14 protein-coding genes are annotated in these 13,411 nt (G+C 63.4%); 7 read left to right on the forward strand and 7 right to left on the reverse strand.

All coding sequences use genetic code 11. The annotated features are described in order from the left end of the window. Positions 1 to 51: 51 nt before the first annotated feature. Positions 52 to 726 carry a class I SAM-dependent methyltransferase gene (locus AC5P74_RS15465; protein WP_346607307.1) on the forward strand — a complete coding sequence of 225 codons (675 nt, stop codon included), beginning with the start codon at positions 52 to 54 and terminating at the stop codon, positions 724 to 726. Between the two features lie 3 nt (positions 727 to 729). Here AC5P74_RS15465 and smqnr read toward each other — a convergent pair whose 3' ends face one another. Beyond that, positions 730 to 1,377: a SmQnr family pentapeptide repeat protein gene (gene smqnr, locus AC5P74_RS15470; protein ID WP_134808564.1), complete on the reverse strand. Its 648-nt coding sequence runs from the start codon at positions 1,375 to 1,377 to the stop codon at positions 730 to 732. Positions 1,378 to 1,539: 162 nt separating this feature from the next. On the opposite strand from smqnr, the gene AC5P74_RS15475 reads away from it, so the two are divergent. Both AC5P74_RS15475 and AC5P74_RS15480 read left to right on the forward strand, forming a co-directional pair. Continuing rightward, the gene (locus AC5P74_RS15475) at positions 1,540 to 2,316 is read left to right on the forward strand and encodes a DeoR/GlpR family DNA-binding transcription regulator (RefSeq protein WP_495204982.1); all 777 of its coding nucleotides are present in this window, start codon (positions 1,540 to 1,542) and stop codon (positions 2,314 to 2,316) included. Between the two features lie 11 nt (positions 2,317 to 2,327). Then, on the forward strand, positions 2,328 to 3,461 hold the full coding sequence (locus AC5P74_RS15480; RefSeq protein WP_111205527.1) for an MFS transporter: 1,134 nt from the start codon (positions 2,328 to 2,330) through the stop codon (positions 3,459 to 3,461). Positions 3,462 to 3,470: 9 nt separating this feature from the next. On the opposite strand, the gene AC5P74_RS15485 is transcribed toward AC5P74_RS15480, so the two are convergent. The 3 genes from AC5P74_RS15485 to AC5P74_RS15495 all read right to left on the reverse strand — a co-directional run bounded on the left by AC5P74_RS15485 (position 3,471) and on the right by AC5P74_RS15495 (position 7,651). Further along, a complete protein-coding gene (locus AC5P74_RS15485) occupies positions 3,471 to 4,976 on the reverse strand; it encodes a PepSY domain-containing protein (RefSeq protein WP_053499762.1) in 1,506 nt (501 codons plus the stop codon). An 11-nt stretch (positions 4,977 to 4,987) separates the two neighbouring features. Beyond that, positions 4,988 to 7,126, reverse strand: coding sequence for a TonB-dependent receptor (locus tag AC5P74_RS15490; RefSeq protein WP_329841401.1), 2,139 nt, complete (start codon positions 7,124 to 7,126; stop codon positions 4,988 to 4,990). A 129-nt stretch (positions 7,127 to 7,255) separates the two neighbouring features. After that, on the reverse strand, positions 7,256 to 7,651 hold the full coding sequence (locus AC5P74_RS15495) for a DUF2946 family protein (protein WP_346607305.1): 396 nt from the start codon (positions 7,649 to 7,651) through the stop codon (positions 7,256 to 7,258). Positions 7,652 to 7,892: 241 nt separating this feature from the next. On the opposite strand from AC5P74_RS15495, the gene AC5P74_RS15500 reads away from it, so the two are divergent. Then, positions 7,893 to 8,468, forward strand: coding sequence for a hypothetical protein (locus AC5P74_RS15500; RefSeq protein ID WP_346607304.1), 576 nt, complete (start codon positions 7,893 to 7,895; stop codon positions 8,466 to 8,468). A 239-nt stretch (positions 8,469 to 8,707) separates the two neighbouring features. Next, complete coding sequence (locus AC5P74_RS15505) at positions 8,708 to 9,607, forward strand: XVIPCD domain-containing protein (RefSeq protein ID WP_495222498.1); 900 nt, start codon at positions 8,708 to 8,710, stop codon at positions 9,605 to 9,607. 34 nt (positions 9,608 to 9,641) lie between these two features. Here AC5P74_RS15505 and AC5P74_RS15510 read toward each other — a convergent pair whose 3' ends face one another. Beyond that, the gene (locus tag AC5P74_RS15510) at positions 9,642 to 10,022 is read right to left on the reverse strand and encodes a tautomerase family protein (RefSeq protein ID WP_235647416.1); all 381 of its coding nucleotides are present in this window, start codon (positions 10,020 to 10,022) and stop codon (positions 9,642 to 9,644) included. A gap of 566 nt (positions 10,023 to 10,588) precedes the next feature. Between AC5P74_RS15510 and AC5P74_RS15515 the strand changes: the two genes are divergently transcribed. Both AC5P74_RS15515 and AC5P74_RS15520 read left to right on the forward strand, forming a co-directional pair. Then, the gene (locus AC5P74_RS15515; protein ID WP_346607302.1) at positions 10,589 to 10,996 is read left to right on the forward strand and encodes a hypothetical protein; all 408 of its coding nucleotides are present in this window, start codon (positions 10,589 to 10,591) and stop codon (positions 10,994 to 10,996) included. A 52-nt stretch (positions 10,997 to 11,048) separates the two neighbouring features. Further along, positions 11,049 to 11,612: a hypothetical protein gene (locus tag AC5P74_RS15520; RefSeq protein ID WP_346607301.1), complete on the forward strand. Its 564-nt coding sequence runs from the start codon at positions 11,049 to 11,051 to the stop codon at positions 11,610 to 11,612. 209 nt (positions 11,613 to 11,821) lie between these two features. On the opposite strand, the gene AC5P74_RS15525 is transcribed toward AC5P74_RS15520, so the two are convergent. Beyond that, positions 11,822 to 12,733 carry a DUF6414 family protein gene (locus AC5P74_RS15525; protein WP_425524660.1) on the reverse strand — a complete coding sequence of 304 codons (912 nt, stop codon included), beginning with the start codon at positions 12,731 to 12,733 and terminating at the stop codon, positions 11,822 to 11,824. Between the two features lie 117 nt (positions 12,734 to 12,850). After that, a complete protein-coding gene (locus tag AC5P74_RS15530; protein ID WP_134955755.1) occupies positions 12,851 to 13,261 on the reverse strand; it encodes a hypothetical protein in 411 nt (136 codons plus the stop codon). Positions 13,262 to 13,411 lie beyond the last annotated feature (150 nt).

Genomic DNA, 13,411 nt, shown 5'->3' on the forward strand with positions numbered 1-13,411 from the left:
CACTTGCATGCCACGGTACAGTGGTATGTCCCCTGCTGCAGGAATCCGCGCATGTCCACGTTCTCCGACCCGCAGGCGGTGGCCCGCTATGCCGAAGCGCCACTGCGCCAGGTGCCTGGGTTCCTCGCGTTGCAGCAGATGAGCCGCCTGCTGCTGGCCGAACGTGTTCCTGCGCAGGGCCGCGTACTGGTACTCGGTGCCGGTGGCGGGCTGGAGCTGAAAGCCTTTGCCGAGGCGCAACCGGGCTGGCAGCTGCTGGGCGTGGACCCGGCTGCACCGATGCTGGCCCTGGCCGAACAGACACTGGGCCCGCTGATGTCGCGCGTGCAGTTGCTGGAAGGCTACATCGACGATGCCCCCGACGTGCGCTTCGATGGTGCCAGCTGCCTGCTGACCCTGCACTTCCTCGACGGCGCGCAGCGCCTGCACACGCTGCAGGAGCTGCACAGGCGCCTGCAGCCCGGCGCGCCGCTGGTGGTGGCCCACCACAGCGTGCCGCAGGATCCGGCCGGCAAGCTGCGCTGGTTGCAGCGCTACGCCGCGTTCGCCGAAGCCTCCGGCGTTGCCCACGCCGATGCACAGCGCGCGATCGACGCCATTGCCGAGCGGCTGCCGCTGCTGGCCCCCGAACAGGAGGTCGCCCTGCTGCAGGAGGCCGGCTTCGACGATGTGGAGCTGTTCTATGCGGGCTTCAGCTTCAAGGGCTGGGTGGCGTACGCCGGCTGATGCCTACGGCACCACCGTGATGCCGATGCGCTGCATCAACAGCGCCACCTGCTGGACATCCAGCGTGGCGCCACGCAGGTTGGTGCTGCGCAGGTCCAGCTCGCCCAGATCGGAATTGGTCAGGTCGCAGTCGGTGAAGTTGGCGCTGTTCCAGTCGATTCCCTCGAACTGGCCACCGGACAGGTCCGAGCCGGCAAAGCTGGCGCCGCTGACGTTTGCACCGTCCCAGCGGTTCTCCCACAGTTCGCATTTCTCCAGCGTGACCCGCGAGAAATTGGCATAGCGCAGGTTCGACTTCTTGATGAAGGCGCTGCAGAACCAGCTGCGCGTGGTGATCTGGTTCATGAAGCTGGCGTTGCTGAAATCCGCACCCTGCGCGCGGCACTCGCTGATCTCCAGGCCCAGCGCCTTGATGAAGTTGAAGTGGCACATGCTGATGTCGCAGCTGCGGAAGCTGGCCTCCTTCAATGTGGCGCCATTGAAGCGGCAGCCGCTGCGGCTGTCGGCATCGTAGAAGCTGCAGTTGATGAACTCGGTGGCGGTCAGGTCGGCACCGGAAAAATCGCACTCATGGAACTGCTGGTCGACCACTTTCTGGCCGGTGTACTGGTCCGCGTCGATGCGCAGCTTGCGGTGAACGGTGGGGGACATCAGGGATTCCATGCCAGGTGCCCCGCCATCATGCCGGGCCGCGAGGGCGATCCATAGACGTGGGCACGGGCGGATTCACCGGCAGTCCAGCCGCCCTGTGCCCCGCCCAAACGCAGCATTCACGTTGTTGCACGTTAATGCACGAACGTGCAGACTTGCAGCATGAGCTCCGATCCCAGCCCCCTCCCCGCCCAGCGCACCCGGCAGATTCTGGAGGAACTGCGCCAGCAGGGCCGCGTGGTTGCCGTCGAGCTGGCGCGCCGCTATGCCGTGTCCGAAGATTCGATCCGCCGCGACCTGCGCGAGCTGGCCGCGCAGGGCCTGTGCCAGCGCGTCTACGGTGGCGCCGTGCTGCCACCGCCCAAGGAACGCCCGCTGCGCGAGCGGCTGACCCGCGACCGCGGCGACAAGGCCGAGCTGGCCGCCCGCGTCTGCGCGTTGCTGCAACCCGGCCAGGTCGTACTGCTCGACGCCGGTTCAACCAACCTGGCGATCGCCCAGCAGTTGCCGGCCGCCCTCGGCTTGACGGTGATCACCAACGCGCCACAGATCGCCACGGCCGCCAGCCTGCTTGAAGGCACCTCGGTGCAGCTGATCGGCGGGCGCCTGGCCAGCGGTGGCGGCGCGGTCGGCGCCGAAGCACTGGCCCAGGTGCGGCGCCTGCGCGCCGATGTGTACCTGCCCGGCCCCTGCGCGGTGGACGGCGACACCGGCGTGTGGGCAATGGATGCGGAAGAAGCCACGCTGAAGCGCGCGATGGTGGCCTGCAGCAGCCGTGTCATCGTCGCCGCCACGACTGAAAAGCTGGGTGCACGCGGCAACTGGCAGATTGCCAGCCTCGACGAGATCGACGACCTGGTGCTGACCACCACCGCACCGCCCGCATTGGCGGCACGCTTCCGCGCCGCAGGCATCGCGGTACACCCCACTCCCCCCTGACCGTACCGCTCATGTCCGTTGCCAACCGCGCGCGTGCCGAACAGCACGCGACCCGCGCTGCGTTCTTCATTCCCGGCTTCGCCACCGCGCTGTGGGCCACTCTGGTGCCGTTCGCAAAGGCACGCACCGGGATCAACGACGCCACGCTGGGGCTGGTGCTGCTCTGCCTCGGTGCCGGTTCGCTGCTGGCGATGCCGTTGTCCGGCGTGCTGGCCGCGCGCCTCGGTTGCCGGCGGGTGATGGTGGCCAGCAGCCTGCTGATCTGCCTGACCGTGCCCGGCCTGGCGCTGGCCGGTTCGGCCTGGACACTCGGGCTGGTCCTGTTCGTGTTCGGCGCCGCCGTGGGGGCAATGGACTGCACGATGAACGTACAGGCCGTCATCGTCGAGCGCGAAGCACGGCGCGTGATGATGTCCGGCTTCCATGCGTTCTTCAGCATCGGCGGCTTCCTCGGCGCGGCCACCATGACCGTGCTGCTGTCTGCTCACCTGCCTCCCTCGGCGTCCGTGCTGATCGGCGTTGGCGCCATGCTGCTGGTGATGCTGCTGTCGGCGTCGTACTGGCACAGCGAACGCATGCCGCACGACACACCGATGCTGGCCCTGCCACACGGCATCGTGCTGTTCATCGGCGTGCTGGCGTTCGTCGCGTTCCTCGGCGAAGGTGCGATGCTCGACTGGAGCGCGGTGTTTCTCAGCGACGTGCGCCGCGTCGATGCCGGCCTCGCCGGCATCGGCTATGTGACCTTCACCCTGACCATGACCGTCGCACGCCTGTTCGGTGATGCACTGGTGGCACGCGTGGGCCGCCAGCGCGCGATCGTGTTCGGCGCGTTGCTTGCCGCCGCGGGCGTGCTGGTGCTGACCCTGGTCACGCCGTGGCAGGCGTCGCTGATCGGCTATGTGCTGGTCGGCCTCGGCTGCGCCAACATCGCACCGGCGCTGTTCTCGCTGGCTGGCCACCAGACCCGCATGCCCGGCGCGCTGGCCATCACCGCCGTTTCCACGCTGGGCTTTGCCGGCATCCTTGCTGGCCCGGCACTGATCGGTTTTGCCGCCAACCACTTCGGCCTGATCGCTGCATTCATCGGCGTGGCCACGGCCTTGTTGCTGGTGGCGATGTCCACGCGTTGGCTGCGGGTGTAGCCCAGGGCATCAGCGCCGCCTGCGCCGCAGCTTCATCCGCAATCGCCGATAGCCGATCACCGTCGCCGTGGCACACAACGCGGTGCCGGCAGCGCTCAGCAGCAGCAACACCGCCAACCGGGCACCTTCTTGGCGCAGCATCGCCGGCAGGTCCCAGCTATGCAGGAAGTAGAACAGCCAGCGCCCCACCCGCTCACGATGCCCCATCGTCAGCAACGGATCGCCGGTCGCCAGATCGAGATAGACGCGTGTCGCCTCGGCATCACCGAAATCCACCACTGCCACCGGGAAGCGACGTACCGCTGCACCATTCATGGCCTCGGGCGCACGCGGGTAGAAGTAGGCATCCGGTACATGTCGGACCACGAAATCCTGCATCGGCGCATCGGACAGCGCCCGCACCTTCTGCTGCAGCCACACGGCCGGCAGCAACCGCGCAACCTGCAGGCGCCCATGGGGGCTGGACACGATGCGGGTGCCGCCCTTCCCATCCAGCAGCACCGCGAACAGCTCACCACCGATGCGCCGCCACTGGATCTCAACTGGCCGGAAGCACTCAGCATCGGCCACCGCCAGAAGCTTCGCCGGGTCGCCCAACGCGCCATCCACCGCCACCGCGCCGCCACGATAGCGCCCACCGTCGATCGCAGCATGCGTGCTGCTGAAGACGCCCAATGGATTCATCGACATCAGGCCACTGAAGATCCAGGTGAACACGAAGGCCGCTGCCACCAGACCGATAAGATGGTGCCAGCGCATCCACGGCTCGACGTACGGTGTCTTCGCACCGGAACGATAGTGCCCACGGAAACGCCAGCGCCACACACCCACCACGATGCCGCTGACCGCCGCCAGCGTGCACAGTGCGGACAGCACGATCACCACCCACGTCCACACCGGGTCCACCGACTGCATGCGCAGGAAATACAACCAGTGCAGCCAGGCGCCCACATAGTTCCAGCGCTGCTGCACATGCGGCGCGTCCAGCACCACTTCGCCGGTACGCGAGGACACATACAGGTCGCCCGGCTGCGCACCGCCCACCTCGACGCGATACAGCGGCCGATGCGCGTCCAGTGCACGCGAATGCGTCCAGCGGTCCTCGTCCACGCGCATCGCCCCCACGAAGGCCGGGCCGCCGGCGAACTGTGCAGCGGACGCTTCGGCACGCTGTGCCGACACCGGCAGCAGCGCCTGGCCGGTCACGGCAGACCAGGCGCCCACGTTGCTGCCACTTCGCACCACATACGCCGGCTCGCCACGCAGTGTGGTCAATGCCACAGCCTCCGGCTCGGCCTGCACGGCAGCCGGCAGTACCGACAGCCCCTGCAGGTCGCGGGCCTCACCCAGCACCGGCAACGCCGCCAGCCGCTCACCGGGTGTCAGCTTCGGGTAACCAATGAACAGCATCACCATGCCACTGACGAACCACAGCAGCATCAGCAGGCATCCGCCGATGCCCAGCCAACGATGCACCAGGTAGGTCCAGCGCTTGGCGGTGGATCGCAGCGACATCGCCGGCGTCCTCAGAAGCGGTGGTCGAGCGTGAACTCGACGCGGCGGTCCGCACCCAGCAACCATTGTGTGCTGGTGTAGTACGCCGTCGCGTAGGACGCCTTGTCGAACACGTTGAACAGGCGCGCGCTCACCCGCATGCGCGGTGCCGCCTGCCAGGTCAGTGCCAGGTCGGTGGTGCTGTAGCCGGGCAGCTCCAGTGTGTTGGCGTTGTCGGCGTAGCGCTTGCCGACGTAGCGCACGCCACCCGCCGCACTCCAGTCCGGTGCGAACTGCCAGCTGAGCCACGCACTGGCCAGGCGCTCGGCCACGTTAGGCGGCATGTTGCCATCGCGCGACACCACCATCACGGGCGAACCTGTGGTTTCCAGGAAGTCCTCGAACTCGGCCTTCAGCACCGTGGCATTGGCATCCAGCGACCAGCGTGGCGCGAACGCCCAGTTCAACGACGCCTCGATGCCGCGCGACGTCTGCGCGCCCACCTGTACCCGGCGATCCGGCACCAGCGGATCGCGGCTGAGCAGCCCGGTCTTGCGGATGCGGTACGCCGCCAGCGTCCACTCGCCGCCATCGAAGGCCTGCTTCAGGCCCACCTCGATCTGCCGCCCCTTGGCCAGATCGAACGCTCCATTGGCGGGGCTGATCATCAGCAGTCCACTGACCGGATCTGCCGCCTGCGAGTACTGCGCATACAGGCTCAGCGTCGGCCGCAGAGCGAATACCGTGCCTGCACGCCAGCCGGTGCTGCTGTAGGTCTTTGAAAACGCGTTCTGGCCGCTGATCAAATCGGTGCGATCGATGCGCGCGCGGTCGTGGCGCAGCCCACCCAGCACCGACCAGCGCTCGCTCAGCGCCAACCGGTCTTCCACGAACAGCGCGTATTGTTCGGCGGTGTTGCGGTAGCGCGGCAGGTTCGGCGCATCGCTGGCGAACTGGCCCGGCACCGGATGGAACGGATCGACCGGGCCGGAGCTGCCGGCGTAGGTGTTGTTGGTGTGCTTGAAGTGCGCGCGGTTGGCGTCCAGGCCCACCGCGAAGCTGTTCGCCCTACCGCCCACATTGCCCTGCACGCGCAGCGTCGAGGTCAGCCCGGTCTGGTCCTGGTTGTGGGTGATCTGGGTGTTGCCCGAGCGATCGATCAAACCGGTGCGCGGGTTGTAGACATAGGCCTCGGCATTGCGCCAATCACGCTGGCTGTCGATCTGGTAGACGCGGGTTCGCCATTCCACGTTCGCGTTCGGTGTCCACAGCGCGTCGAGCTGGGTCCAGCGGTCGCGGTAGCGGATCTCGCTGTCGTCCACGTTGTAGTTGCGATGGCGCAGCGCGTCCAACTGGCGTCCCTCCACCAGCGGCGTGCCGAAGTAGCGCATCGGCTTCTGATGGCCCTGCGCATGAGTCAGGGTCAGCTGCAGGTCGGTACGCGGTTGCCACAGCAGCGCGCCGGAGAAGGTGGCATCGCTGTTGCGTCCCCGATCGACCCAGCCACCGCTGTAGTTGCCGCTCACATCCAGCCGGTAGGCCAGCTCGGGCGTCAGCGCGCCACCACTGCCGAAGCCCAGGCGCGCGGTGTCCTCGCTGCCCACGGTCACGCTGATCTCGTTTTCGATGGCGCCGCGCGAGGGCTTCTTCGGCACGATGTTGATCACCCCGCCGATCGCACCGTCGCCGTGGATGACCGAGGCCGGCCCGCGCAGTACTTCGATGCGCTCGATCGACCAGGTATCGAACGGGAAGGTGATGCCCACGCCGCCGTACTGGCGCAGCCCGTCGTACAGGCGCATCACCGAGGCGCCATCGGTGAAGCCGCGGCTGGACAGCGCACTCAGGCCATTGCCCGGGTGCGGCATCGCACTGATCGCGCCCGCCCGGCTGATCGCATCGTTGAGGTTGCTGTCGCCGCGCTGCTCCAGTTGCTCGCGCGAAATCACCGTCAGGCTGGCCGGCGTCTGCAGCACGCTCAGGCCCAATGCAGAGCCTGCGCTGGCAGTGGAGGACAGCTCGCCGCTGCGGGTATCGACCACGCGCACGGTATCCAGCGTGGTCGGGGGTGCCGCGTCGGCGGCAAGCAGGGGCGCGGCATGCAGGAGCAGCGCGCACAGGACAGGCAGCGTCGCCCGGCACAGGCGCGCGGAGTTGGGGTTCGTTTTCATTTGTTCACGGCATGCAAGGCCACCCCGCAATGGCAGGGCAGCAATCAGAAAGGGACAGACACGCGCGTGCGGGCACCGGCCGTGGCCGGCAACCTCATGGAAGAACGAGCAGTGCAACGCGCGTGCGGCTCAGGCAGCCATCAAGGCCGGTGGCCCACGCGCTCCCAACGTGCCGCTGATCCGTTGCGGCAACGTCTGCACCGCACCGCGCAGTGCGCGGCACACCGGTGCCATCGGCATCAACAGCAGCACTGCCGCCACCAACAGCGTGATCAACCGCGCTGCAATCAGGCAGTAATCACAATCCACGCCCATCTCATGATCGGCATGCGGATCGGCGGGCGGCTTCTTTGCGGCCTCGCCGTGCGGCATCGCCATCCCGTGATGGTCGCGGTGCCCTTCCATCGCGTGCTGCGCATGCTCTGCGTGCATTGCGTGGTCCATGGCTGCCACCGGCGCAGCGGCAGCCACGTGACCGTGCGCCAGCCAGCGGCTCACCAGCGGGGCGAGCAGCACCAGCAGCATGGCAAGCCATGCCAGGGCCTGGAACCGGCGGTGGAGGACAGAATGACGCACCCGGCCATTCTACGGGCCTGTGCCCAACCTTGGACCCCGTTCAGGGTTTGCCCCCTGCGACACGGTGACGCAGGAGCTCGCCTCGCGCGGCGACATGTGAATGCACCACACCGCGGTCCCTGCGCTTGCGGGCTCTGCCTCGCCAACGTTAGGGTTCAATTGGCCACGGCAAGGAGCCAGAGGAATCTGCATGACCACCCGCATCACACACCGGCAGCGCATCCGCCTGCTCGGCCTGACCACGCTGCTTGCCGCCTGCGCCGACAAGGGGCCGCCCCCACCGCCAGAGCCGCTGGAACTCTCACAGCCCATCGCCGTGGACGCGCCCGGCCAGCAGGTGCAGTTCGAGTTCGAAACCACGGCGCGCAATTTTGCCAGCTACCGCACTTATGCGGTGGAACTGGATCTGCAGCACGTCTCCCCATCGCCAGATGCTGCTTCTCCGCGCGACCTGCACATTCCTTTACGCGTTGGACTTCAGCAATGGTCCGGCGGCACTTGGCAGCCGCTGGCAAGCCCCGACGCGTATCAGATCGCACAGTCGCGATCTGGCCAGCCACTGCCAGACTGGCACCGCGGTAAGGGTCTGAACTACGCCCAGATCCAACGGGGCAGCGATGGCGCATACCGATTGCATGTCGCGTTGCTGCCGTTGCAGGCGCATGGCCGGTATCGGGTCCAGGTCAGCACGGTTGAAGACATCGCACCACTTCGTGGCGCAAGCGCCAGGATGCTGATTCACGAATCGCGTCCGCTCGCCAAGTAGCACAGCGCCTTCGTACACCTTCCAGGAGGAACACCACGCACATGGACAAGCCACGCTACATCGTCGATATCGTCATTGCGGCACCGGGTACACCGCTTCTCGACCCCGTAACGCAGCAGCCGCTGAGCAATCCGGATGGTTCCCCGCAGACATCCGGGCCCGGTCATATGTTCTACGTCCTGCGAGCACCGGGAAAAGATCCGGCGAGCTACGGCTTTGCACCGATCAAGCACGGCAGCATGAACGGACCTGGCGACATCGTGGACAGCGATGCAAAGACCTACAAGAACCCGCATTACACGCGCTCTCTGGAAATCACCGAAGCCCAGTACAACAAGCTCAAGGCGTTCGGCGACGATCCAGTGAAATACGGCTTCAGCAAGCACTACGCCGACGTTCGCCACAATTGCGTGGACTTCACCTGGGACGCATTGAATCACGCCGGCATCCAGCGCAAGCACAGCCTGGACGTGAACAGCATCGGCGGCCCCGTCGGCCAGTTGCTGCCCGATGTCCGCATTCCGCTGGGCGTCCAGTCACAGGGCAAGGACGGCTATCGTCCGCTGCGCAACATCCATGGCGTGGACAGCATTGAGCCCCCTTTCCCCAACAGCGAACTCAACCGCACCACCACTCATCCCCTGCCCGAGCGCAGCTTGAAGCAGCGTCTGCTCAGCGAAACCGATGGCATTGATGGCCCCTTGGGCGAGCGTCTGGCTGCGGACGCGCGCGCACCGGGGCACAGCCTTCATGCCTTGGACCAGAAAGTGCGTACCGCACTCGCCCAGGCCAGCGAACAGCAGGGGCTGCCCCCCGGCCAGGAGCACGAACGACTGGCCGGCCATCTGACCCACGCGGCGGTGCAGGCCGGCTTCAGCGAAAAGGACACGCTGCAGGTGGCATTCAGTTCAAACAGCACCGCCGAGGCACCCGGCTACGTATTCCTGCATCGCAGCGGCGACACCGCCTCGCCGGACCCTGCCGCCAATCGCCAGCGCCTGTCCCTGCTCGATACGCAGCAGGGCGACGCGGATACGCTGTATCAGCAGGCCAATGTGCAGCAGCAATCCCGCGACGCAAGCCGACTGGCGCAGGACGAGCAACAGGCACAGCAGCAGGCGTCGCCGCGCATGGCCTGACCCAGCCGCGTCAGGCGCAGGCACCGTTCCCGCATCAACTCACGTACTGCGCCTGACCGTTCCCGAACGACCAGTTCTCCTTCTTCACCTCCACGAGGTTGATGAACACGTCCTCGCGGCGGATGCCCACCGCTGCATGCAGTCCATCGGCGATGCCGGCATACAGCGCCTTCTTCTGCTCCAGCGTGCGCCCTTCGTTCCAGGTGATCTGGATGCAGATGAAATCGTCGGTGCGGTCCACGCCCAGGTAGCCGGGGTCGTAGATCAACGTGCCGGCGTCGTGTTCCTGGAAGATCTGGAAGCGGTCGTTTTCCGGCACACCCACCGCGCGCATGGCCTGGTAGATGGTTTCGCCGACGCGTTGCAGGTAGTCGGCGGATTTACCTTTGCGAAGATCGATGCGGGCGAGCGGCATGGCGGCACTCCAGAGTGGATGGGCACGGCAACGGGCTGAGACTACGCCTGCCCGGGGCGGCGGGACAGCGCAGGGATGGAACCCTCTGGCTCCATGCGTGGCATGGTCCCGCCTCCGCCGCGCGGGATGACGCGATTGCCGTGGCGGCATCCCTCCGGAGTCGCCATGTGCACGGTCGGCAGGGGCGGCGATGCGCGCCATCAGTGATGGGCCGCACTACTTGCAGGTGTCGGACGACACACAACGGGAAACGTCTGGCCTGCCTAGGGACAGTTGAGAATTTTCCTTACAGACCGATGTGATTGCCCGGCTTGAAGATCGCCGCGCCGAGGCAAGACGCCTTGGCCGGGATTGGCGTCTCGAATAAACGAATGAACACCCATCGCTGCGGTTTACGTCGCAGCAGAGAGAATGCACCGATTGCCTTCAATGGCGGCCGGTGCGTGGGGATCGACAGATCCGCCAGGCCTTCTTCTCGATGGGAGTTCGTTTGCCTTGGTACGCCAACCCGCACCGTCCGCCACCTTCGCTCCGGAAGGTGGCCCTACGCCAGTGAGGGTTTCGCCATGACCAACCGCACCGCCATCCATCCCCGCCTGCACGCTCTGATCGGCGACGTCGCAGCCGACGTGCCGGAAGACCTCGCACGCGAGATCGAGTGCGCCCTGAACGCGCAGAATTTGCCCGCGCAGCTGCCCACGTTCTTCGCCCGTCTCAATGCGATCAACCATGCCGACGGTGATGACGGACAACCGTGCATCAGCCTCACCCTCGGCGCCAGCAATCACGCTTCATTGCGCCGCTCACTATCTGGGCTCGGTGCATTGCTCGATCTGCTGCAGGCCGCCGACCATGCGCGCAACGAAGGCGGCCCGGACGAACAGTTGGGCGCCTTCCATATCGACGGACTGATCGTGGCCGCACGACAACTGGTGCGCGAGGCACATCATTGCCTCTCCAGCGGCGACGCCTGACCGGCGCGGATGTGCTCCCGCTACAATCGCGCAGGGAGCGCAGGAGACCGCAATGGACGCCGAACACCTGGAGTACTTCAAGGCCGCACTGGAAGGCCGCGCAACCGTTGGCTGGAACGTCTGGTTCGCCGCCAACCAGCACGCGCTGGCACAACAACTGAGCCGCCCTGCACTGTTGCGCTTGAAGTTCAGCAAACTGGATGAAGCCGAACGCCTGCTGGCCGAGGCCGGCATCGCGCCCTGCAGCACAGCAGGCAAGCGCTACGAAATGTACTGCGCGCAGTTCACGGCGGACGTGGTGGACGCGAACGGTCGCCCGCTACCGGCCCTCTGGCGCGCGGCGCACGGCGGTGCCATCGGCCTGCTTGCCGATGGTGAGCAAGTGGCCGGCCAGGCGAAGCTGCTCGCGGAGTTCCGCCGCGTCCGCAAGCGCGGGCTGCAGCAGGCCCATGAATGGTTGGCCGATCTGTGCTTTGAGGGCGAGATGGAACTGACCAGCGGCAATGCCGAGGTGGGCCGTAGTCTGTTGACGGTGGTGGTGCAGGCGGGCAACGGCCATGACCTGTTGGATGCCACGGCGATGATCGCGAAGTGTCTTTTAGCAAATCACGACTGACATCGGCAAAGCTAGCATTCAATTATGACCTTCGAACGGCAGTCAATGCCGGCGGGCGTCGTGGTCAGATGGGAAAACCACTTCAGAAAACAGACTCCTGTGCAGCCGGAATCATTAACAGCACTCACCAACATTCGAGAAAATCCCCCAAACGCCCCTAGCTCAGCAAAATTCTCAAGATTCACAAGCCCCTCAATTTTCACAATAATTTATAGCTCAACATAAATAGCAATAGGATCTACAATTATTTCATTTTCAAGCCGCCCAGTAAAGGTTGACTCCACCCCAATCAAACTCGAAATCAAATTCATTAGCGCCCCCTTGATACCATCCACACCTACAGCCCCTTCAGAGGCTCCAGCCCCTCCTTTATACTGCGTCACAATCCCAAAAAGCGTGAACTCAACCTCCGTTCTTCTTGAGTACTTCCGGACCAATAAATCTTCAGATTCACGCAAGAACAACCTATTTAGATTAGATGAAAAAATATTCTCACCCACATTCATCTGAATCTCCAATTGATCTTGAAATCCATACTCAAGAAGCAACGCCAAATCATCAAGGAATTTCTTGTCCTGATAAAGCCCCGAATTTTTGGCAATTCTATCCACGTTCATCAGCGACTTTAGCTCGGCTTGCAGCTTAGGCCCACCCTTACCCGCCCGTCTGAGTTCACCAAGCTGCCTATCTGCAGCAGAAATTTCTTCGAAGTTGGTTACGTGGGCCATAGCCCGCCCAACATCATTAAAATTTCCTAGAGTTTTCTTGATTGAATTGATGTCATTGAAAACCACACGAGATGAAACCTTAGCGAAGGATCGACCATCAAAGTCAACATCGCTGGCCGAAGCAGAAACAATAGAAACAGCAGAATCGTCAATCAACCTTTTCTCAAAGATCGAAAAAGAATAATCATTAAGAAACTTTTTCTCAGTCCTTCTATCACCACTTCTCAGGATATCACCCAGCACCCTCCCACTCCCCACAGGCCCCTTCTGATCTTCAGACTCGCTCTTCTCCGAGAATGATTCATTCAAAACATACTCAGTTACACCCTCGAACAACTGAGACGACAAGGAATACATCTTATCCTCATCAAGATATATGAAATTTCTAATCACGCATCTTCCTCCCCTTATATTCAAGGTAGTATTTTTTTCTAGTTGTATAGATCGACCACAAGGAAACTACCAGCCCAGAAATCGAGAAAACCATGGACGCAATCACTACCAGTAAAGTCATATACGCCCCTCCTCCACGACAGCCTCGACCTTAGAAATCCGATCATAGACGGAATAACTGATCAAGAATGAGACCATCGAAAGAATTAAAGTGCACATATTCATGGCAGCGCCATCAATTAGCCCTCCGCCAATTACATTCAACGCAAATAGAACGCTATACAAAGCTATGAATGCAATTGAAGTTCCATTTTGAATGGTCTTCCATTCCCTATCCACTCCTGAAAAATGCTCAATCTCGTTTATGTTTGAGATATGCAACACCAATCCAAATGCCACAAAATCGGAGGACGATATGAGAGCAACACTTCCCGGAGAGGTGACACTCCAGACCATCAACCTAGACAATACCGGAATGAGGCCAACAAGCACCGTATATATCAGCCACTTAACTTTCTTTCCCTTCATTCATCCCCCGCGCGGAATTGCAAGATGAGCGAACTCTAGAACGAGTACGGCTATCCAACAATCAGGAATCCATGAGCTCCTGAGCATGATTGTACAAATGCTCACAATTTTTCGCGCAACAAAAAAGCCCCCATCGCTGGAGGCTTCTTT

It is taken from the genome of Stenotrophomonas sp. YJH_SMC_94-11 (assembly GCF_059370435.1).